This window comes from Streptomyces sp. NPDC046215, from assembly GCF_040646215.1.
Classification (GTDB): domain Bacteria; phylum Actinomycetota; class Actinomycetes; order Streptomycetales; family Streptomycetaceae; genus Streptomyces; species Streptomyces stramineus.
The window spans coordinates 61,469-83,074 of sequence record NZ_JBEYZW010000006.1 but is presented as its reverse complement, the minus strand read 5'-3'; the positions used below and the strand labels follow the sequence as shown (position 1 = coordinate 83,074).

Sequence of the window (21,606 nt, the reverse complement as noted above, 5' to 3'; positions counted from 1 at the left end):
CTTATTCGCTGAAAATGTTGGTTTCGTAGGTGCCGGAAAAGAAGATGGTGGAGCGCCCGGGGAATATGCGGAGCACGTCAAACCCCTCGCTCACCGTCTGGCTGTTGGGGTAGTAGATGCTGGCGTGAGTCGAGCCGTTGCCCGGCCAGCACATCGCCTGGAGCGGCATCAGATTCGCCATGCCACCGCGGTAGTCCATATTGCGCATGTGCCCGGTCAGAATCTGCCCTGTAACTCCGTTGGCCTGCTGGGGCAGTTCGAAGGCGATCGGCACATCAGGGCGGTTGCGGATATTCGTCGTCGTGGTGTTCTCGATACTGATGGAGTAGTAGACCAGGTTCGGTGCAGCCCACCGCCAGCGCCCCTTGCTCACCAGCCCGTTAGAGGGCACATTGACAGCGTTGGCCAGCCCGGGGGCGTACGTGCGGGACTTCCCCAGGTGTCGGGTGATCATGTACCCGTCGCGGCCCTTGAAAGCCTCGTACGGGGTGTCGCCGCCGTTGTTGTCCATGTCATGGACGAACGAGCCGACAGGGAGAAAATCCGTCGTCGCCCGGCTGTTCCAGGGGGTTCCCACGGCCGGCGGCATGTCAAAAGGTGCCCGCAGGGAAAGCTGCGGGGCACCGTCCTTTGCGGGCACCGTCACCTCATACAGCACCATTTCCCATTGCTGCCCGGGGATGCGCTTCGGCTGGGGTGCTATGGGGGATGCGGACGGCTGGCCTTTGACTACCGCGAGATTCACCGACCCTTGCGCCATGTCGGCACGCACCACCAGCGTATCCTTGCGTGCTTTGTCGGTCGGGTTGGCCTCAACAGTCAGCGTTGTTGAGGCCGTCAGCTGGTAGTAGAAACCGCCGACAAAGGCCCGGCCGGGCTTCACCTCCACGGTGCGGCCATTGATGACGGACGCTGAGAACGGCAGTGCGCCGGAGGCGTAGGACTCGCTGGTGAGCCGGAAATCCACCCGGTCACCACCCCACATGGCTGCCATGGCTTGCCACTGAACCTCGGACACCATTTCCGTGCCGCCGGTCGCACTTGACTGGGAAAACGGGTAGCTGATCTCTGCCATGCTCACATCCTTGCTTCCAGTTTCCGCAGCTTCTCGCGCATCTCCGCTACGATGTTGTACAAGTTCAAAGGCGCCCCCGTTCCCTGCTCTCCGATCTTCGGGGTGACTGCGGAAACCCGCCCGCCATCCTCCACACTGATGTTTACCTCGCGGACCACATCCGTGTATTCCGCGCCGTCAGCTACCACGGTGACCAGGTCCCCGACGAAATAGTCGCGTCCGAACTTTAGTTGGTTGGTGTCGATGGGGTAGATCTGGAAATTGCCGTTGCGGGCGCCCTCCTTTAGGGCATTGTCCGCGGCATCGATAACGGCCTTCTTCGCCGCCTCGAAGTCGGCATCCGTCACATCTGCCTTGGCTTTGACCGGCTTACCGGAAGCGGGGTCCGTCTTCAGGGGAAGGTCACGGCGGTCGATGAACTGCTCGACCTGGACGCCCCATTCCGCCTCACTGGCTTCATCGGTCTTCTGGTAGATGTACCGTGCGGCGCCCTCACCCTGGCAGGCCACGATCACCCGCGTCACACGAGGCGCGGTCAACGTCCACGTGTATTCCTTGAGATTCCCCAGCTCCGGGGAGAAGCGCACCGTCTTACTCCTGTCCTGCGGGGTGAAAACCTTCAGAACGATCTGCTTACGGTCGGGGTCGTGGACGAAGCGGTAACCGACATTCTTGGCCTTACACCACTCTTCGAACTTCGTGCCCAGGACATCGAATCGGAGACTGTCAGCGACGATCGCACCGACCTGGGGCAGGGTGCCGGTGTCGACGCCGGGTACCTGCCGGTCGGGCAGGGCCTTGGGGCCGATGGCGTGGTCGAGCTCCCACCACAGGGCCTCGCCCGCGCTGCCGCTCGCACCCCGGGTGTCCCTCGCCTGATACTGCTGGGCCACCGGCTTCGACGGGTCGGGAAAGGCCAGCCGGCCGTAGGCCAGCTTGTTATCGCACTTCCCCCCGAAGAAGACAGAACCGGCGCCGGTGTGCTGCTCAGTGGTCCAATAGCGCTGGAAAAACTCGATCTGCCCGCTGAAGACGGGGAAGTTCACACCGTCTTGCCAGACGGTTATTCCACCACCACGTTGCAAGAGCCGCGCCTGGGGTGTGCCGTCCTTCACCAAAAGCTGCCAAGTTCCCTGCTGACAGTATCGGATGACGAGGTCCAGTTTTATCCACGTGTCAATTTCACCTACCCGGTTCAGATCCTTGTCACGGACCTCCACTCGATACCCCACACGCACCTCACATCGTCAGTAGCTCTCATACCGGGGGCGGAGCGTCAGTTTCAGCGACGCAGGCCCGTTACCGGCCGTAATGCTGATCCCCACCGCACTCTTACCGGACTCGACGGGCCACAGGGCAGGGCTCGGATCGAGCAATGGCCAATAGTTTCTTCCTGTGTCGTCGCTCACGGTTTTGTGCCCGGGGCGGGTGTCGACGGTCAGCACCCGGCCGGCGGCCACCGCATCCTTTCCGTCTGCCGGGGCTGTGATACCGAATGCCCTGCCGTCCGGGCTCGTGAAGCGGAAATCGCGCACGGGCCCCCGGATCTCCCAGATAGGCCAGGACTCGACATCACCGGGGTTGACGACGGGAACATCCGGATCTGCCAGGAGACCGCGGCTCAGCCGGAGCGGAAACACGGCCTTGCCCTTCTTGAGCATTCCTTCCCCGCGGTTGAACTCCCATTCGGCAACCCGGAGATCCTCCGCATAGAAGTACGGATCGAACGCGGTGAGCTGGATGCCGTACTTGATCCACCGGAATCCTGCGTTGTCGGCGCCCTCGTTGCCCTCCATCCCGGCCTTGTAGTAGCAATGCAGTTTCCGGACCTGCGAATCAGCCTCCACGAACTTCAGCACGCAGTGGCCGCGCCTAGGGCTCAGGGCCGAAATCAGCTTGCGCTTGGTCTCCTTGAGAGACCGGCGGTCGATTCCGTAGAGGTAGACCGGCAGCATGATTTCCCGGGCAGCAGCCCGAGCCGAACGGAACTGGGACCCGTCCAGGTTCGGGGAACTGTCGGAGTGGAGCTCGTAGGGCGGGGTGTCCAGGCCGGTCGCGCCGGCCTGGAGGAGAATCCCCGGCCATCGTCGGTCGGTGAAGGCGGTGAGCGGGATCTCCTCCCCCTCACCCTTGCTTCCTGTAATCGATACGTAGGTGTGCCCCCACGCCATCGGCAGGGGAGGGATCGGCGCCGGATGCGGCCGATCCTGGCCCACCTGATCTCGTGTTGCCGGTATCGGAATAAGCGTCCCCCTAGTTACATGCCGTGCATCGTTTCCGCGTACTGCATGGCACGCAACACCGCCTGAGTGGTGTTCTCGCTCTTGGCCTCATGGACATGGATTTCGTACGTCCGGCCCTGGAGCAGGCCCCGGGTATCCCGTGCGGTGTGCACCCGTTCCCCGCCGCGGAAGTCGACCAATTCCGGGCCCTGTTCACCCACCAGACGCAGGCCCGGTGAGGCGGACAGGGTGCCCATCCAATAGCCGCTGGTCCCTGCCAGCGCCTGACGCCAACCGCCCCTATAGCGGTCGATTGCGTACGACAAACCGGCGTAGAGACTGGCCAGCGGATTGAGCTGACCCAGCCCCCGGTAGGGGCCCGCATAGGCGTTGAAAGTGGAGCCGATGACCTGAAGGAGACCCTTCGAGGGGTCACCGCTGCGGGCGTTGGAATCCCAGTTGTTCACTGCGCTGGGGTCGCCACCGGACTCGACGCCGATGCGGTGCAGGACGAGCCCGACATCCGAGGGGCTGATACCGCCCCGGCCGCCGAGCTCGCCAATGACGCGTTCGACCAGGGGCCGCCACCGGCCGACGGCGTCCCCGACCAGGCCGGCGAACTCGCCCGTGCCCTCGGAGAACCGGGCCAGTGAGCCCGGCCACGGGTTGAGGAACGGACCCTCACCCGCACCAGGGGCGCCGCCACGAGGGCGCAGTGCGCCATCGGCGCGGTTGCCGTAGCCGAGCTGTCGGCGGATGGTCCGGGACTCGTTACCGCCGACCGTTTCCAGGGTGGATCCCTGACGCCCGGTGGCGATGTCGATGTGTCCCCAGTTACCAGGGCCGTAGCCGCGGTAGACCATAAGGTCACCCGGCCTGGCCGCAGCAGTCGGCACCATGCTCATGCGGTCGACCCAGGTCGCGACCGCCGGCCACCGATCGCCCGGTGTCCCCGTTGGGGAACCGCCGTACGCGGCATTTGCGTGAGCGTGGTCGACCACCCAGGAAATGAAGTCGGCACACCACGACTCGTAGGCATCCGAGCCGATGTACTTCCGGCCGGACATGTCGCCGCTCTTGGCCTCCTGGAGGGCGAGTTTCACGACCTGGCCGCCACCACCGGTGGCGTGCTCATCCGCCCACCGGCCCCACTGCGACAGCCACGGCTCTGCCTTGCTGAACGCTCCCGCGTTGAGCTGCCCGGCCTTGCCGAACTTCGAGCCGATGGACTTCAGATGCGGCGTGATCGCCGCGTCCCAGCCGTTATGAACGGCCTCTTCATAGCCCTCAAATGGGTCGTCCTGGTGCCGGTTGATCCAGGCCCCGCCATCGCCGACGACACCGCCCTTGGCGTAGACGTGCCCACCACGGCGAGCCTGGTCGTTCCACCGGTGAATCGTTTCTGCACCAAGAGCTCGAACAACCTCCGGACGGAGAATGCCCTCACCCCGGGACAGGAGCGCAGGAACATCATCGACACCCGGCCGGTAGCCGGGGACGATGCCACCCGTCGAGTAGTGCACCGGAGACAGCGGGGCCGGGGTGCCCGCAAGTTTCGCCATCTCCGAGAGCATCGGGACCGCGCCGGCGTTGTACGGCCCGGCCAGCGTGCTCCTGGTGGAGCTGTCCACGAGAGACATGGCCGACCGCCACACCTCACGGATCCGGCCGCTGCTGGCCTCGAACATTCCCTGAAGACCGGCGGCCCCAGATCGGAGCCGACCGAAAGAGGCCAGTGAGCTGCTTTCGGAGGCCCGCACCTGAGACGCGACGTTCACCCAAACACCCTCACTGGAGGACTGGAACGAACGCTGCGCACTGGTGAGCGGGCCGTTCAGGTGGTTGATCCATCGTTCCTGTGCCGGGCGGATCTGCCCGTCGACCGCAGCACGCACCGAGCCGCCGACATCAGCCCACGACGCCCCAGCCGCCGCCTGATGGTCGCGTACCGCCTGCGTCATCAGCGCCAAGGCGGCCCGAATCCGCTCGACCGCGTCCTCGACGGCCTGAGCGTCAGGGACCGGCGTGACCGCCGCATTTCCTGCACCGTCACCAGCTGGCAGCCGGCCGCCCCGGCGGGAGAAATCGTTCCACCGGTGAATCGTGTCGGCGCCAAGAGCCCGGGTGACCTCCGGCCGCAGGACGGCCTCACCCCTGGACAGGAGCGCGGGCACATCATCGACACCCGGAGCGAAGCCCGGGACGATGCCCCCGTTCCGGAATTTCAGCAGGCCCTCGGTATTCGGCATGGCGTCCTGAGCCTGAGCCCAGAAGTCCTCCAGGACCTGAGCCGTGTACTCGGACGGATTCGAGGCAATGTCCCGCACGCCCTGTACCGAGTCCTCGAAAGACCCCATCAGCCCGGAGGCCAGCTCCCGCAGCTGGCTGATCGGCTCCTTCAGGGCACCCAGCGGATCCTTGAAGAGGTCAACTGCCGTGCCACCGATCGCCTTTACGGCCTCGGTGACGCCACCCAAGGTGTTCTTAATGTACGCCCAGATCGATTCGGGCTTCAGCAGGTGGCCGATAAACCGCTGCCCGCGCTGCGCTACATTCCCCTCGCCCTTCCACACGTCGTCCCAGAAATATTCGCCCGCGGTCGGGGCGATGGCGCCGGCCGCAAGACCGATCAGCTGGCCTGCGCCCGAGGGCACCCGGCGCAGCAGCCGAGGGAGCTCCTTAGTGGCGAAATCCAGGGTTCCCCGGAAGCGCCGTGCCGCCCCTGCGCCACTGGTGGAGCCACCCTTCTCCGAACCCCAGTCGATGAGGTTCCGCCCAGTCTTACCGCCCACCTTCGCCGCGGAGGCGTCGAACGAAACCGTCTTGCCGAAGAGCGAGACGACCGGACCCATGTTGATCTGGTCGAGGTCATCGAGGAGGAATCCGAGCGGGCCACCGCGTGCGGCGATGCCACCGCGCGCGAATCGGGAGAGCCGGCCGCGGACAGCGGCTTGGTTCCATGCGTGGATACGACCGGCGCCCAGGTGATGAACGACTTCCGGTCGGAGAACGGCCTCACCCGGGGAGAGGATTGCCGGTATGGAGTCCTGCCAGGGCGCGTATCCGGGAAGGACGCCGCCTCGGGCGAACTTCCGCTTCTTCTTGCCTCCCTTTCCGCCCCCACTGTCCCCGCCGCCGGGGCCGCCCCCGGTGTCCCGGTTCACGTCCCCAATGCCGTCGTCCAGGTCGCCGGCCGCCTTGGCTGCGTCGCGCAGCGCATCCCGCAGCTGCTTGACCTGCCCGATAATTGAGCCCAATGTGCGGCCGTTGAGATTGGCGATACGCCCGTTCACCGAGCCCGGTGTTTTCACCGAGCCGATCAGCCCGTACACCGCGTCCACCGCGTCGTAGAGGCTGGTTTTCCCGCCCCGGAATTCATTGCGGACCGCGCGCAGCGACTTGCGGGCGAGGAGGTTGACGGCGTCGATGACGTCCTTGATCCGGCCCTCAACACCGCTCACCTCAGGTGCGGTGAGGGTGAACTCGCCCCGGAGCGACTTCAGCGATTTGCCGTTCAGCCGCTCGACCCGGTCGGCCGCGTCGCCGATCGTCGCCTTCAGGCTGTCGGCGCGCTTCTCGGTCGTCTCCAGCTGCTGAACCCGCAGAGAACCAAGGCGGCGGTCATTGAGATTGCTGACCTCCTGGCCAGCCTGCCGGAGAGCCCCCTCCAGGGCCCCCGCCTTCTGCTGGGCTTCGGACAGCTTCCGGTGGAGCTCGCCGAATCCGGCGTTGTTCAGGGGCGTGGTGCCATCAGTGACGATGCGGCGTATCGCCGTCTGCGCCTGATCCGCTGTGGAGCGGACGCTCTGACCGGTCGAGCTGCCGAGGTGGTCGATCAGGCTGCCCAAAGGGGCACGGTTGACCGCATCCAAAGCCCGCGTCAGGGCCTCGATGCGCTCATCGACCTGACGGATCTGCCGCTCGGCGTCCTGTAAACCGCGACGGGCTGTGTCCCGGCGGTCCGTGCTGTCCTGCGGTCGCAGACGCTCAGCCGCAGTACGGCGCGCGGTGCGCCGATTCTCCCCGTACTCGTCCCGCACCGCATCGCGGCGGCGGTTGAGGCGGATCCCCTCAGTCAGGCGGCGATCGGCGAATGCCTCACGGCTGCGCCGGTCCAGGTCCCGCATGTCCGTGCGGCGGTTGCCCCGCCGCTGAACCCAGTCCCCAACACCGTCGTATCCGGTGACCCGGGCCGTTGCATATCGGCCGTAGCCTGCAGCTGTGCGAAATCGGCCGTTCTCCCGACCGGCCTGCCTCACGCGCTGCCGGTCGCGTCGCCGGCGCTGATCCTGATCCCGGAAATTGTCGCGGCGGGCGTCGTAACCGTCGAGGAACCGCCCACCACCGCGGCGCGACCGTATGCCCCCGGCGACCTGGCGACCGTACCGGGTAGCACCCCGCGCACCACGCGCCGCACCACCTACAGCGCCGGCAAGAACCTTGGCGGGCCCATGGATCAGGAGAAGCAGCTTGCCAAGTTTGCCGACCGTTTTCGTCAGGAGACCGAAGGCCAGCAGGAACGGGGCGACCGTGGCCGCAAGCTTCCCGGCCTCCAAAATCGCGTCCCGCAAGGCAGGGTGCTCGTCAAGGAATTCCACCGTGCTCTTGATCCACCGGGTAAAGGTCCCCAGCGTTTCAAAGAACTTGGTGAGCATTCTCTTGACGATCGGCAGCACCTTCGTGCCGATCTGACCCGCGTCCTTCAGGAGGCCGCCCTCGAACCGGGTGCCCTTCTCGTCCGAGACCTTTTTGCCCATGATGGACTCGCCGAGACCCGTGTACCCGTACTCGCCGCTATCAGTCTTGGAGTAGAAAAGCTTGCCCAGGTTGAATTGGGCCTGCTCCTTCATCTGCTCCATGCGGCCACTGATAGTGGCACTGCCCATGCGGTGAGCCGCGCCCCGCATATTCGGCTCGGTCTTCCACCGCTTCAGCAGCCCGTCAATCAGTTGCTCACCGGAGACACCGCCGGTCTCCTTGGCGTTCTGCATGAACGCGAGCATCTGCCCGGATGCCTCATAGGTCTCCGGGATCTTGCGGGACATTCCGTTTTTCTTGTCCCGGTCCCGCATGGCCTGCATTTCCTGCGGCGTGTACTTGCGGGTCCTGAAACCAAGCACCTGAGCAAGCACGTTGGATGGCATGCCGGTTGCGGCTTCGAGCTGCTTGACATTGCGCAGGTTGGTGCGCCCCTGGTCCTGCATGACCTCGATCGCGTACATTCCGCGAGAGACCATGGCCGGGTCCATGATGCCGCCGAAGGCAGCGGAGTCACCGACCATCTTGACCATGTCCACGGCCCGCTGGGCGGAATCCGCGGAGCCCTTGGCGCGGCGCTCAGGATCATCAGACAGGAAGTCCGCGTTGTGCGACGAATTCGCTCGTACGAACCGGGTGCCGTACTTGAGCATGTCGTTCACGGAATACGGCGTCTGAATACCGTATTCCGTCATCTGCTCCAGGAGGCTATTGACGTCCTTGAGGGCAATGCCCATGCCCCTCAAGCCGGTTTGGGCCTGGATCATGGCGTCGGCCGATTTGATGCCGAACGTGGCGGCTGCGGCGCTGGCCAAGCCAAGTGGGGCGACGAGACCGCGGGTGACCAGGTTTCCGGTTTCGGTTGCCGCGGTGCCCGTGGCCTCGATGTGCTGGCTTGTCCTCCTCCACCCGGACCGCAAGGTGGCCAGGGTGCCGACCTGCGTCGCCTGGACCGTGGCCATGGTGCGCTGATGTTCAGCAGCCTGCTCCCGCAGGCTCTGCCGGGCGGCCTGCGCTATGGCAAGCTGCCCGCCGATCGCCGCGGACTGCTCCGCCTGGCGCTCGGCCATGGTCTGCCGGATCGCCGCGCGCTTCTCCCGCTCGGCCTGCTCGGCAGCCCGCGCCGCCTCCCGGGCCATACGAATTTGGGCCTGGTGGATCTCCCGGTCCATCCGGGCCTCGTCCTCAAGCGCACGCCGGCGAGCAGCCACGGCGGCCCGCTCCTCACGCTCCCGCTCGGCTGCGGCAAGCGCCTCCGCACGGCGGCGCTCCATCAGCAGGTTGATGCGCTCCCGCTCCGCAGCACGCCACCGCTGGGCGGCATCCCGGGACGCCTGAGTCTCCAGACGCACCGTTTCAGCGAGGGCCCGCCGGGTGGCCTGCGAGGTACCCGCCAGGGCCTCCCGCTTGCGCTCCTCCGCCTCCTGAAACGCACGGAACCGCAACGCTGCCTGCTGACCGAACTCGCGGGTCAGCTCCTTTTCGATGACGGTCAGCTTCGCCTTGGTGCCGGCGGCTTCCTGCTGGATCTGCCCGTTTGCCGTTTTCGCAGCGGCCGCGGTGGCCTTGGATATTGCGGCCATACCGCCGGCAGCGGCGGTGGAGAAGGATTTGCCTGCGGCGGCGCCTGCCAGCTCCATTTGCCGGGTCAGCTCACCCCGCATCTCCTTCACGCGCTCGCGGTTCAGAGTGGGAGTGATGTCGATGTAGCCGGAGCCGATTCGGATGGGTAGCCTGCTGCCGCTCACCATCGGCACCTCCTACATATTGCTCATTTGCTGAAAGAATTCGGCCAGGTCAGCCCCCGAGGCAAAGCCCTCCGAGGGCTCCTCCTGGACCGGAACGGGGGTCGGAGAGCCGGGTCGCGGCAGGGGATCGGGCGGCGACAGATCAGCCGCAGCATCCGAATTAGCCTTCAAAAAGAGGTAGTTGCTGAGTTCCAGCGCGTCTGACACGCGGGCCATCAGATGATCCTGAGTCGACCACTCGGCGGACTCATCCAGCGCGGCTAGGAGCACGGACCGGCCCGGCTTTCGCAGCAGCGCCTTGATCAGGACACTGACCCGACGCAGGGACAACCGCTCACGCCACAGATCAAGCAGATCAACCCCGTAGTGCTCCAGGAGGTCTGCTTCGAGTTCATCGGAGAACTCGCGTATGGCGTGGACGGTTTGGATTAGTTTCCCGCGTCGTCATGCCCCCGGGCGGCGGCAACCTTGTCCGCGAGGTCCTGGAAGTCACCGATGGTGGCACCACTGTCCTCGAAGGCCGCCCACTGTTCCTCGCCGAGGATCAGCATGACGGCTTCAAGTTCGTCCTGGGCCCGCAGGAGCTTGACCGGCATCCTCAGCGGATGAGGGATGGTGAACTCAATGCCGCCGTGCTCAACAGTGACAGGGGTCAGGCTGGCCTCTGCCTCCTTCGCGGCGGTCTTCTCAGCAGAATCAGGCTTCGTGGCAGCGGTCATGGGCAACTCCAAGAAAAAAGAGGAAAGGGCGGATCAACGACGCTGGTGGGCGCTAGGCGCCAGGGACGTGACACGTCTTCGACGTGCCCGCCTCCGTGGTGTCGGTGACCTGGAAGCAGGTAGCGACGCCGCCGTGGGTCACCTTGATTTCGGCGGTCTTCGTGCCCTGCGGCACGGTGACGTCGTACGTGCCGTCCTTGGTGGCGGTCACCTGGTCATCGAAAGCGGACTTGTCCGCGCGGAGCAGGGACACGACGGCCGGCCCGGTGCTGTTGGTGACGCTCACCTTCGCTGTCCAGGAGCCCTTGGACGCATCATTGGTGGCGAATCCCGGGACACTCACGGCGGCCTTGAACAGCTCCGGCTCCACCGGAACCGACGGCTTGCCCAGGCCAAGGATGTCGTCATTCGTCAGGACGTAACCGAGATTGCCCTCGTGATCAAGAGCATCGATGGTGAGCTCGTACTTGTTGTTCTCGGTGCGCTGGAGCTGGATGGCCCCACGATCGGAGATCATCGCCCGGGGAATGACGCACCGGTACAGGACACCCTTCTGCGACCAGTCGACCACGATGCTGATTTCGTTCAGATCAGGGGTAGAGGACAGGTCGAGCCTGTAGGTGCCGCTGTTCTTTCCCTCGGCGTCCTTGAGGGGCTTCCACGTCGCACCGAAGAACGCTTCAGTGGTCAGCTGGTTCGTTTCCATCAGAGTCGCCTTGACCTTGAACGACGCTGACTTGACGGTGTACATCACCGGAACCGCGGACTGCCAGACATTCACGGGCTCGGTTTCCACCGAAGGGGTAATCGTCACCCCCGAGGCGTCCGTGTAACCGCAGCCCTTGTAGCCCGTGGGGGCGGTCTTGCCGTCGCCTACATCGGCAGGCAGAACCGTGCTGGTATTACCGGTCCGCGGGGCAGGGGCAAGGAAAATATTGCCGTTAGGGGCGAACCGGATCTTCTGGGCGTCATTGGGCATAGGGCTCCTCAGGAAAGACGGAAGCCGGGCACACCGTGCCCGGCAAAGGGGGGAATCAGGCAGCGAGGTAGAACACGGCGACCTCGCCGCTGTACACGTGCTCACGACTGGTGCTGTCGGGCTCATAGCGGGGGGAGGAAATCTCCTCCACGTCCAGGACCTCCGCGCCGGCAACAACCCGGCCGGGCAGCTCCTCCAGGAGCGCCGCACGGCACCGGTACGCCAGGTCCACCGCGTGTTTGCGGTCCTCGTGGCGGACGCTGATGACGATGTCGGCCCGGTCCATGCGGTCCCGGACCATGCGGAAACCGCCGGAGTGCTCGATGTAGATCATGGGTTGGCCGGCCTGGTGGCCGACGTGATCCCCGGTGACACTCCTGGCAGGTAGACCGGGGGCGGACCGCAGGAATGACACGACCAGCTCTACGGGGTCGGCCGTCACTCGATGCGCTGCCTCTCCAGTGCGCGCTTGAGATACCAGCGCGCATACTTGCGGCCCTGGCCGTCTCCCCACCCGCGTTCCAGCAGCATTGCGTGGCGCATCCGGGCATCAGCCTCGACCACCACTTGCCCGTACCAGCCATCCCGGTCGAGGGCCAGGTGAGGCGTGATGCTGCGCCGGACGGTGTTCCAGTGCTCCTTGGTCGGGCGGGAGGGGTGGGGTGCATCCGCTGCTGCGGCCCCGGCGAGCGTGACGGTGTGCAGCTCGACCAGGTCCCGCATCTCCGGGGCCAGGAAAAATCCCCGCTCCCATTCCGGCGTGAGCCGCAGGGTGAACGTGCTCATCGGACCACCCTCCACGCGCGGATACGGATATGCCGGAGGGAGCCATGCATCCACCGGGCAGGCTCTCCGTCGACCTCAAACCACCGGTGCCGCCACAGGACACGGTCAGCGGAATCGACATCGGCACCAGGCGGCAGATAGATCACCAACCGCTCCTGGGCGGTCTCCCGGGCCGGTGACCGAACCTCGAAAGACCGGTCCGGCTGCACATGCGCCGGGCCGGTCCAGGCCCTCACCGCCTGGTCCCAGTCGCGGTGGTTCGTGTACGAGGTCGAGGCCAGAGGGGCCCGGTGCACCTCTACGGATTCGGTGAAGTGCATCGGCGTCAGCCCCGGGTCAGGCTGATGGAGCCCAGTTGCCGGCGGTACCGGCGCAGGCCGTCACGGGCGGCCGGTGACAGAGACTGGGTGGCGGACGCCCCCCATTGGACCTCCATGTCACCCACACGCTCACTGACCACGCCGGGCTGGATTGCCAGCCAGCGGATGACCTCGGAGCACAGTACGGCCCGGATGGCGGGGGACTCCTCGACGTACCGGGGACCGCAGTAGTCCCGCACCAGGGCAGTGGCATCCGCAATGAATGCCTGGACGCGCGGTTTCTCCGGCTCCTCGAAGGTCCTGCCGATCCGGATTTCGATGTCTGTTACGGATACGGGCATGTGCGGCTCCGAGGGTTAGGAGCCGGACGGTGCCGCAGGGGCCTTCTCGGTGATCGTCACCTTCAGGCCGCGCACAAACGATTCGCCAATGCCGACACCGCGGACCGTATAGTCCGGGTCCTCCCGCACCGTGGAGAGGCCGTACATGGTGTCCAGACCGATGGTGTCGGCCTTCTTCGCGTAGTCGTAATCGATCAACATCCTGGTTGCGATTCCGTTGATGTCCTGGACGGAGCCCTGTACCGCGCCCATCGGGATCGCCGGGCAGGCCGACACCAGAATCATCGCGCTCTTGTGGAAGAGGTACATCTCCAGGTCAAAGGAATTGTGGATCACAATGTCGAAGCCGTAGATGCGGCCAACGACCGCCCGGCGCAGAGCGCTTGTGTCGCCGGAGTAGTCGACTGCAACGAATTCGGGGTCCTTCAGGAGGATCGCCTCAACCTCGGGGCCGGCGATCAGGTACCGCTCAGAAGTCGGGACGTTGGCGCGGCCCATGGCCATCCGGGCATCAACGAGGGCGGTGCGCAGGGCCAGGGCGCGGGCCTTGAGGTTCTCGCCTGTGCCGTCCGCAGCCGGAATGGTGACCTCAACATCGCCGCCGACAACCTTCTTCTGCGCGGCACTCAGACCGGAACGCGTAATATTCGCCTTGATAAAGTTGGCGGTGGTGTCATCAAAATACTCAGCAAAACCGCGAGTCAGCTTCGTCAGAATCTGGCTACCGAACTGCTTCAGATCAAAGGCCACCTGCTCCATGCTCAAGGTGGTGGCGTTCTGTGCAAGCGTGGTCAACTGCACAGGGAAGCGACTTTCGTTGACGAAGCCGATCGGCGCAAGCCGATCATTCGTCGGCAGCGGCCGGTCAGTGGCCGCAGCAAACTTGTTCTTGTCACCCTTGATCGGGTTCCAGATCGGCTCAGAGATACCCGAGGACTGCACCGGAATGCCGCGCGACTCGCGGTTAACGTTGATCACGTCGCCCAGGCCGCCGGTGAACTTCAGCTCCGAGTAGCGGGCCGGCAGGCCGCCGAGGGTGAGCTGACGGTCAAGCAGGCCGAGGGCGGCAATGGTGACCTGCTTGGGGTCAAGATTGAGGTGGTGGGTCGTCAGGGCCATAGGCAATTCCTCCAAGAGGGCATAAAAAATCCCCCCAGGGCCGGAGGGCTGTCTAAGAATCGGGCGAGGCTAGATGATCTTGCCGCCGGTGATGTGGTCGACCAGTTCGTTAGGGTCCATGCTGGCCGTGCCACCGCTGCCGCCACGGTGGTATCCGGCGCCCATGAGCTGAGGGAGCCGCGGGCGTGCGGTGGAGACCGTGTCACCCTTGGCGACGAACTGTGCAATCCGCTCGGTGTCGGGCCGGCCGTCCTCGCCTAGGAAATGGTTGAGGTCAAGAAACTCCGTCTGCACCACCACACCCGCAACTGCGGCCTGGGCACGGATCTCGGCCTCGGCCAGCGAGGGCGACAGCTCCGAAAGCGTCTCCCGGCGGCCGTCCGCGCGGGCCTGGGCCAGCGCCTTCTCCTGATCCGTCATCTGCGACTGGCGGAACTGCTCCAGTTCCTGACTGGCAGCCTCGAACCGGGCCTTCCACTGCTCCAGCTCCGCGGCGGCACCGTCAGGCGCCGACGGGGCGGCCGACGGGCCGTCCGCGACGCTGTCGTCGGGCGTCGAGGGGGTGGGCGTCTCATCCATACTGATCTCCATCACTTCGTCTCGTGGATCTTGCGACTCGCGTTACCCGCATTTCCCTGCGGTGGCTTACGCGCCATGCGCGCGGCCTTCGCCTCGCTCGGGGCATCACCCGCTGCCGGTCCCGTTTGCTCGGGCTTCGGGCCAAGCTTCTGGATCTCGGCGGCGGCCTTCGCGTCATCCTTCCGCATCTCACGGAAAGTGCTGATCTGCGAAGGGCTATATCCCGCATCGCTCCAGAGCTGCTCTTCGGGCACATTCAGCTGCTGAAGCTTCAGCAAAGCATCAATGTGCTGCGCCTCGGTCCGGTATTCCGGGTCCCGCCAGACGGTCTCCATGGCGAACTCCTTGGCACGCTTGTCGCCCTTGATGGCGAAGCACAAACGGATGACCCGCTCCCAGGATTCGCCGAAATACAGCATCCGCTCACGCACCCGGGCGACCAGACCAGCCTCCGAGCTGATGATCGCTTCGCCGGATGGGGCGTTATTCCCAGCATTCACAAGAAAATAGTGACTGGGGGTCCTGGATATGGAGCTGAGGTGTTGCAGGAGCAGGCCCACCAGATCGCAATAGTTACTCAAGCTGGCGGCTTCGAATTGCCCGAATCTGGCTTGCGGATCCTCGGCCTGCAAGAGCTTGTCAACCGCGACCTTGAAAGGCTCAACGGGATTTCCCTGGTCGTCCTCGACGATCTCCAGACCAGTGACGTACCTTTGAGGCCAGGCGCAGAATTCTGAAGCGGTGAGGGCGTCAGCGGTCACCTTGTTGATGGCCGACTGAATGGGGATAACGTTGGCGAGGTCTGAATACGGGTCACCCGAAAGACGGGAACGATTATGAAAGGGGACGACCGGGACAACACCGAGTGCGTTCGGCGTTTTGACTCCGTTCTCCCACTCGGTCTGACCCCGCTTGACCTCGTAGACGTACTCCTCGGTCCACAGTGTCACCCACTGCCGGCCCCAGTCATCCAGGAAGAACCGGGCTGCGGCCTCCAGCTCGGTGCGCGACCCCGCCTTGTACTGCACCACCATCTCCTCAGCCGACACCGGCTGAATCAGCGGCTCACCGTCCGGCCCCTCCCACACCAGCACATACGCGCGGCCCTGAATCATCGCGTCCAGGTGCACGCCGTTCGACAGAACATCCATGCTGCTGCGCTGCCACATGTCCCGGGCATCGATGTCGAACCCCGGACTATCGGGTATTCGAAAACCCTCCACGGCCATGCGCTCAGTAGCCGAGTCGATGATCAGACCACAGAAGTTGTCACGCCAGTTTTCGAAGACCTCACGGAACTCCGCCTTAAAGCGGGCCTGCGAGAACGCGAGCCGCTGGTGCTCGCCCTCGTAGTACTGGGCGTATCGCCACATGTCCGGGAGCTGATCGGTGAGCTTGTTGTGAAGAAAAGCAAGCCAGTCAATCGGGGACTTAGGAGGGCCTATGACGTTGTATCCGTTGGGGGGAATGATCAAGTGGGTACCTCCAACGGTTGGGGGCCGCACGGGCTTACAACCCCGTTCGGCTCACCCCCGCGCTCGGGCGGGGGTCGGTTACTAATGGGCGGTGCGGCCCCCGGTAATGCACTGGCCTCACGTCGGCCCGACGATCACCTGAGCAAGTGCCACAGGTGCACGGCAGCACGGGCCAGCGCAGTGCGCAGGCCAACCAGGGCAGTAGCCCCGGCCGGCCCGGTCTTGGGAAAACTGAGCATCAGAAACCGACCACGCGACGGCGCTTGCTCTGCAAACGGCCATCGGCGATAGCGTCCGCACGGGCCTCAAAGGCGAGAATGGCGCAGACGGCCGCGTCGATCTTCTTCCGGGAACGAGGCGAATCCTTAGTGATCAAAAGCCCCTGTGGAACCTCTCGGGTCACCGCGTTCAGCATGTGACGAGTCAAGTCCGGATTCCCGTCGTGCTTCACGTCCCCGACAGCAACCGCGGAATGCAGCCGCTCAGTGGCCTCGCACATTCTCATTGGTTTGTTAGTCCAGTACTCGTATACGCGGTCATCCCCGTACTCGATAGCCCACCGGCCAATGGCCTCCTGCCAGTAGGGCGGATCGGCATACATCCACTCGACGCGGTACGTCTCAAAGGCGCGCTTAACGGCAGCCTCGACCGCCAGAACATCAACTTCCCAATCAGGCTGTTTGGGGTTCCGGGGGTTTTCCCACAGGCCGAGCATGAAGAGCTTTCCGTCCCTCAGCCGGGCACCCACGATCGCTGTACTGTCTCCGCGGATACTCCCATCGAATCCGATGGCTATCTGGTCACCGGGGAGGATCGGGTCGTCTCCGTCGTCAAAGCAGGCGTCCCACTCGGTTTTTACCAGCCAGCCGTCAGCGTTCTCCTGAATGTTGTTCAGGTAGAAGCGGTAGGCGACCGCCGCGCTCGTGCGCGGGTCCATGACCGCGGCGACGATGCCGTCAACGTCCACCCAGTGCGAGTCCCCGTAGGCGTCGATGACGCCGGCACGAACCGCGGATTCGTCCTTGAGGTCGATGTCCCGTACAGCCTCGCGGCAGTCGTAGAGAATCCCCTTGGCTCCGAACTCCATTGCGGCCTCGTAGGTCCGCTGAGCAATGGAAGCCTCGTTGGGGTTGAAGGCGTTGGTAGTCTCGATCAGACGAGACCCGGCACCCGCTGTTTTTTGGACATTTCTGTCCAAAGTTTCCCAGACGTACACGCCTTGGGTCGACTCGACAAAATGATGGACCTCATCACAAACAACAAACAGGCAGCCCGGCCCCGGCAGAAACGGTTCCGCCGGGGCCGGGCAAAGGTTGGCCTCGCCCCCTCAAGACCACGAGAAGACGAGGTAACCGGCTCAATACGGCCAGGGCGCCCGTCCTTGAACTGGATGAGCCCCTTGCCGATGTCGAGGTTGAACTCCTGCTCCGCAGGAGACTCCGCGAGCATGCCGCGGATCATGTCACGGGTGTTGGCCGTTTGATCCAAACTGGTGGCAGCGATCTGCACCAGCGGCAGCGGAACGCGCTTGCCAACCGGCATCCCGTTCTCGTCAAAGTGGGAGAAGCGGGCGGGGCCGATGAATTCCACGATCGCCAAAGCCGCGAGAAGTGGGGTCTTGCCTTAATCCCCAGCCCTTCGCGCGACGCAGCGCGGCAGACCGGTACAACCACCTCCCGCGTTCATCAATCGCGTAGAGCCAGAGCACAAACCGGAGTTGCTCAGGGCTGAACCTCCAAGGCTGGCCAGCGTTCTCGCCATCCGGTTGCAGGATGTACCGCTGGCACCACCGGATGATGCCGTAGCCGAGGCTCCGAGTGGGGTGAGGGACACCGGTCGGCATGTTTCCCGTCAGGGGCATCTGCTACCCCCTTCCTGGGAGTCGGTACTACGCGTGGTCGTGCAGGGCTTCGGCTTGGAGCTCGGCAGCAGAGGCCGCCTCGCTGGCGTCCGGGGCCTCGACTACGCGCACCCACCCAGTGGTCTGGTCTGTCCCATTGAGGAATTGGGCAGGTAGGGCGCCGGCGAAAACGGCGAGGGCGTCAGCCTCACCCGACACATCACACCGCGTGCCGACAACGGTCCAACTACGCACCCTGCTCCTTGGCTTCGGACAGCATCTTGAAAAGTTCGGCGTCCATATCTGCGGTCCTGGCTTCCTCGGCCGTCCTGGCGGCCTCTTCCTCGGCCTGCTTGTCGAAATTCATCCGCAGCCGGGCCCGGTCCTCAGTGGTGGCACCCCACCGCCCCACCCGTTGACGGATCTCACCGGCCAAACGCACGTTGCCCCCGTAGAACTCATCCACCAGGCGTGTGGTGATCTCCAGCTCCGCCCAGTCCGTCTCTAGCCAGTGTTCCGTCTGAGGGGCGGATGCCCACGTTCTCCAAAACCGTTTGGCGCCACCCGTGGTGATGCCGAGAGCCTTGGGCAGGGCCCGGCCCTCGCCGGACGCGGACGTCAGCTCATGCTCACCCAGGGCGTGAGTGGTATTCCTGCGCCTGGCGTTCGGACTGGGGGCCGGCCCGCGTCGGGATGGCATCAGCCCACCCCGCTCAGTTCGGCCAGCTGCTCGCGCGCGTCCCGCTGCCAGCCACGCTTTTCCGCGGCCCGGGAAGGCGGGCGGGGGCTCCTGGCCGGCGGGAACTGGCACCGGCAGGGGTCGCACAGGCCGTCACAGTCGAGCACGAGCACCCTCCAAAGGGAGTCAGAGAAAAGAGAGAGAAGGCGCACGGGCCGTGCGTGGGCGGTACGATTTTTGGTAGGCCGTCCGACATGGAGTGACGCGCCCAGGCACCCGGTACCAAGCCGATTTCGGAATTTGGGATTACGGCCGGGAGCTGCTGAGGCCCCCGCTTACCCGGGGGCCTCTCTACGTGCGGTCCTCGTAGTGCGTCTTGCGCCAGTGGCAGTCATGGCAGAGGACCCACAGGTTCGCCACGTCCCACGTGCCGCCCTTGGCGACAGGGATCAGGTGGTCCACCTCCAGGTCGTTACGGGAACCGCAGCGCTGGCAGGTGAAGCGGTCGCGCGCGAGCACCAGGGCCCGCCTCTTGTGGAAGTCCCCGGGGCGGTTGGCGTTCCGTGCTGAGGTTTGCCATCCCCTCTTGGGAGGGGCATGTGTCTCGCAGCGACCGGAGCGGACCGTCACGGAGGTGCAGCCAGCAGACATGCAAATCGATTTGGCTCGGGGCATCGTTGGCTCCCTCCGTGATGTGGTGAGTCGGCGGGACTCGAACCCGCACTTCAGCCCCTATACGCCCCGGCAAGGGGCTTTCAGGGGCTCGCGTGCACCCACACACCGCGACTCCAAGCAGGAGCGACCCGCCCTTGGGCCACCACGGGGATCAGCCGTGGTGGCTCGGATGTGGGCCCCGGCCGGATACTGATCTGGCAGCCGGGGCCTGTCCCCTCCTGGATCTCAAACTGAGAAAATCTTTGTTTCTTCAGGAAATCAACAAGAAGGAAACTCTCTCTAAGTAACTTCTCTAAAGTTAGATCTTTTTAAATCTTTAAAAGAGTCTTTTCTTTGAAGAGTTGTTCTCACTAGGTATGTAGGCGTGATCCGAGCCCAAACTCACCCCTAGATCCAGAAGTGAGACGCAGCTCACATTCTGGGGTCTTGTTGCGCCTGATTCACCTGCTTCCGGTGGGCCGGGAGGCCCAGATAGTTGCACCGAGTCGCAGGGAGTACTACGATCCGGACCCTTGGAGATACCCCCGTCAGAAGTGGGCTTGTGATGGTAAAACTGCCAAGTGACGCCGGACTGCGGCAGTTGGTCCAGACGGGCTGGAAGGATGGCGAGATTGCCGCCGTACACGGCGTGACAATCAGCGCCGTCGGCAAGCGGCGGCGCGAGCAGAACCTGTACAAGAAGCCCGTGGCCGCCCGCGTCACGGACATGATTAACGACGTCTGGAATGTGAAGACGACCAGCGGGGGCGACAGCCATCATGCGCGGCGACCACTTCAAGGGTTGAAATACTGCATCAGGAAGCAGCTGGGTGACGAGCTGTCGCCGCCCCAGGAGCGGCGGGCTCAGAACCTGATTGACCGGCTCAGGCGAGAGGATGCGGTGCTGGACTACGACCGGGAGACCCCGCAAGGAGTCTTCTTCGTGCCCCGGACACCTGAGGACGGGCGTCGACTCATGCGCTGGCCGGCGGGGAAGCCTCTGCCCAGTGCCGACCTTCAGGCCGCCATGGAGCTCCCGGCATCCGCCGAGGGCGATTGACCTGTTGTCCTGAACTTGCCGAAGGCCCCGGATGGCACACGCCATCCGGGGCCTTCTGTCACGTCGGTTGTGGGAGCTCGCCTCGCGAGGCCCTCAGGCCGCGGCAGGGAAGTAGCCGGATATATCTCCTGAGGTGTCAATCACTGTGTCAGGGATGGGCTCAGGCCGCTCGCCAGGGTGGAAGTCCAGCAGAAATAGGGAAGTTGTCGGTGCCATCAAGGGGGTGCTGACACACATCTTGATCCAGCCCGGCCCCAACTGGTGGTGGTGCCAAGGCTTTATATCTCCGTCCGGGTGGGTCAGGCCCACAGGAACCCTCTGGCGCTGCCAGTACAGTTCCCCCAGGAAGGGATCGGCGAGGGCCATGTCTGTCAGCTGCCGGAGTGTGGAACTGCGCTGGTACTGGGCCCTCAGGGCGCGCAGCATGGGGGCGACGGTCGGCGCCCAAGCGGTTTCCCAGTCAATGAGGGTCTCTTTACGCGCTTGTTCGGTGAAGAGCATGAAATGCAGAGTGTTCCTCGGCATGCGCCTGTCAGGGAACATGTCCGCGGCGTGCTTGTTGTGTGCGAGCACGTTCCCCGCGTAGTCGCAGATGTAGGCCGCCTGCGGCGAATCCTCCAGCGTTTTGACCCACTGCCCCTGTATGTTCACAGGGCCTCCAGCTGCGAGGTGGAACGGCGGTCGTTCGCCGCGTGCGTAGCCATAGAGGTTGACCCATTCCTGTTCATTGAGGCCCAGTACACGAGCCACATCGCGGAGGTACTCCGGGGACCGATTGGGCAGGACGCCGCGTTCCAACTTGCTATAGGTCCCGATGCTACGGCCCGTGAGCAGATCTATGGCCTCCTGGGGCAGCCCGGGTGCCCTCCCGCCCCGGCGGTCCCTGCGGGGCGGTAGCCCCACTTCCTCCGGACTGATCGAGTCCCTTGCGCCCTTGAGCATGAGACGGAGTGCCTCCGTGTCCATCGATTTCGTTCCTTTCGACCGTACACAACTGCCGGACGCCCTTTACAGGGGCAACTTTTGCTGGGAAAAAACCACCCAGGGAAAGAATGTACTCCGAGGGGCTGACATTGAGCCCAACAGGCTTGAATCCGCTCCGGCATACCGGCACACAGGTGGGCAAATCACCCTCGGGGGCAACCTAAAACCGGATGGCGGACCGGTTTTATGGATTCGCTGTCATTCGTGAACTCGGCCGGGAAGTCGAGAGGACTGAGTCAATGCCCGGGGTCCCGGCAAGGGCCAGCGT

19 protein-coding genes and 1 tRNA gene are annotated in these 21,606 nt (G+C 64.5%); 1 reads left to right on the top strand and 19 read right to left on the bottom strand.

Annotated features, from left to right (window positions below; translation table 11 throughout):
* Position 1: 1 nt before the first annotated feature.
* The 18 genes from ABZ951_RS04400 to ABZ951_RS04315 form a co-directional block, all read right to left on the bottom strand.
* Entirely contained in the window at positions 2-1,075 is a 1,074-nt protein-coding gene (locus ABZ951_RS04400; RefSeq protein ID WP_344088494.1) for a hypothetical protein, read from the bottom strand.
* Between the two features lie 2 nt (positions 1,076-1,077).
* On the bottom strand, positions 1,078-2,295 hold the full coding sequence (locus tag ABZ951_RS04395) for a siphovirus ReqiPepy6 Gp37-like family protein (RefSeq protein WP_344088491.1): 1,218 nt from the start codon (positions 2,293-2,295) through the stop codon (positions 1,078-1,080).
* Between the two features lie 27 nt (positions 2,296-2,322).
* Entirely contained in the window at positions 2,323-3,291 is a 969-nt protein-coding gene (locus ABZ951_RS04390; protein ID WP_344088489.1) for a phage tail family protein, read from the bottom strand.
* 41 nt (positions 3,292-3,332) lie between these two features.
* The gene (locus tag ABZ951_RS04385; RefSeq protein WP_344088487.1) at positions 3,333-9,806 is read right to left on the bottom strand and encodes a hypothetical protein; all 6,474 of its coding nucleotides are present in this window, start codon (positions 9,804-9,806) and stop codon (positions 3,333-3,335) included.
* 9 nt (positions 9,807-9,815) lie between these two features.
* Positions 9,816-10,133 (bottom strand): hypothetical protein, encoded by a 318-nt coding sequence (locus ABZ951_RS04380; protein ID WP_344088484.1) that lies wholly within the window; start codon positions 10,131-10,133, stop codon positions 9,816-9,818.
* Between the two features lie 98 nt (positions 10,134-10,231).
* The gene (locus ABZ951_RS04375; RefSeq protein WP_344088481.1) at positions 10,232-10,522 is read right to left on the bottom strand and encodes a hypothetical protein; all 291 of its coding nucleotides are present in this window, start codon (positions 10,520-10,522) and stop codon (positions 10,232-10,234) included.
* Positions 10,523-10,574: 52 nt separating this feature from the next.
* On the bottom strand, positions 10,575-11,501 hold the full coding sequence (locus ABZ951_RS04370) for a hypothetical protein (RefSeq protein ID WP_344088478.1): 927 nt from the start codon (positions 11,499-11,501) through the stop codon (positions 10,575-10,577).
* A 55-nt stretch (positions 11,502-11,556) separates the two neighbouring features.
* Complete coding sequence (locus ABZ951_RS04365; protein ID WP_344088475.1) at positions 11,557-11,835, bottom strand: hypothetical protein; 279 nt, start codon at positions 11,833-11,835, stop codon at positions 11,557-11,559.
* A gap of 104 nt (positions 11,836-11,939) precedes the next feature.
* Positions 11,940-12,287, bottom strand: coding sequence for a hypothetical protein (locus ABZ951_RS04360; protein WP_344088472.1), 348 nt, complete (start codon positions 12,285-12,287; stop codon positions 11,940-11,942).
* A 325-nt stretch (positions 12,288-12,612) separates the two neighbouring features.
* Positions 12,613-12,948: a hypothetical protein gene (locus tag ABZ951_RS04355; RefSeq protein ID WP_344088469.1), complete on the bottom strand. Its 336-nt coding sequence runs from the start codon at positions 12,946-12,948 to the stop codon at positions 12,613-12,615.
* Between the two features lie 15 nt (positions 12,949-12,963).
* On the bottom strand, positions 12,964-14,067 hold the full coding sequence (locus ABZ951_RS04350; protein ID WP_344088466.1) for a hypothetical protein: 1,104 nt from the start codon (positions 14,065-14,067) through the stop codon (positions 12,964-12,966).
* A gap of 69 nt (positions 14,068-14,136) precedes the next feature.
* Complete coding sequence (locus ABZ951_RS04345) at positions 14,137-14,646, bottom strand: hypothetical protein (protein ID WP_344088463.1); 510 nt, start codon at positions 14,644-14,646, stop codon at positions 14,137-14,139.
* Between the two features lie 11 nt (positions 14,647-14,657).
* Complete coding sequence (locus ABZ951_RS04340; RefSeq protein ID WP_344088458.1) at positions 14,658-16,121, bottom strand: phage portal protein; 1,464 nt, start codon at positions 16,119-16,121, stop codon at positions 14,658-14,660.
* A gap of 238 nt (positions 16,122-16,359) precedes the next feature.
* Entirely contained in the window at positions 16,360-17,208 is an 849-nt protein-coding gene (locus tag ABZ951_RS04335) for a terminase TerL endonuclease subunit (RefSeq protein WP_344088455.1), read from the bottom strand.
* A 65-nt stretch (positions 17,209-17,273) separates the two neighbouring features.
* On the bottom strand, positions 17,274-17,720 hold the full coding sequence (locus ABZ951_RS04330; protein WP_344088452.1) for a hypothetical protein: 447 nt from the start codon (positions 17,718-17,720) through the stop codon (positions 17,274-17,276).
* A gap of 488 nt (positions 17,721-18,208) precedes the next feature.
* Positions 18,209-18,427: a hypothetical protein gene (locus ABZ951_RS04325; RefSeq protein WP_344088449.1), complete on the bottom strand. Its 219-nt coding sequence runs from the start codon at positions 18,425-18,427 to the stop codon at positions 18,209-18,211.
* Positions 18,428-18,991: 564 nt separating this feature from the next.
* Positions 18,992-19,291, bottom strand: coding sequence for an HNH endonuclease (locus ABZ951_RS04320; RefSeq protein WP_344088446.1), 300 nt, complete (start codon positions 19,289-19,291; stop codon positions 18,992-18,994).
* 44 nt (positions 19,292-19,335) lie between these two features.
* Positions 19,336-19,429 (bottom strand) — tRNA-OTHER (locus tag ABZ951_RS04315).
* 466 nt (positions 19,430-19,895) lie between these two features.
* Between ABZ951_RS04315 and ABZ951_RS04310 the strand changes: the two genes are divergently transcribed.
* Positions 19,896-20,354 carry a hypothetical protein gene (locus tag ABZ951_RS04310; RefSeq protein WP_361278897.1) on the top strand — a complete coding sequence of 153 codons (459 nt, stop codon included), beginning with the start codon at positions 19,896-19,898 and terminating at the stop codon, positions 20,352-20,354.
* Positions 20,355-20,447: 93 nt separating this feature from the next.
* Here ABZ951_RS04310 and ABZ951_RS04305 read toward each other — a convergent pair whose 3' ends face one another.
* Positions 20,448-21,320, bottom strand: a complete 873-nt coding sequence (locus ABZ951_RS04305) for an XRE family transcriptional regulator (RefSeq protein ID WP_344088440.1) — start codon at positions 21,318-21,320, stop codon at positions 20,448-20,450.
* Between the last annotated feature and the right edge of the window lie 286 nt (positions 21,321-21,606).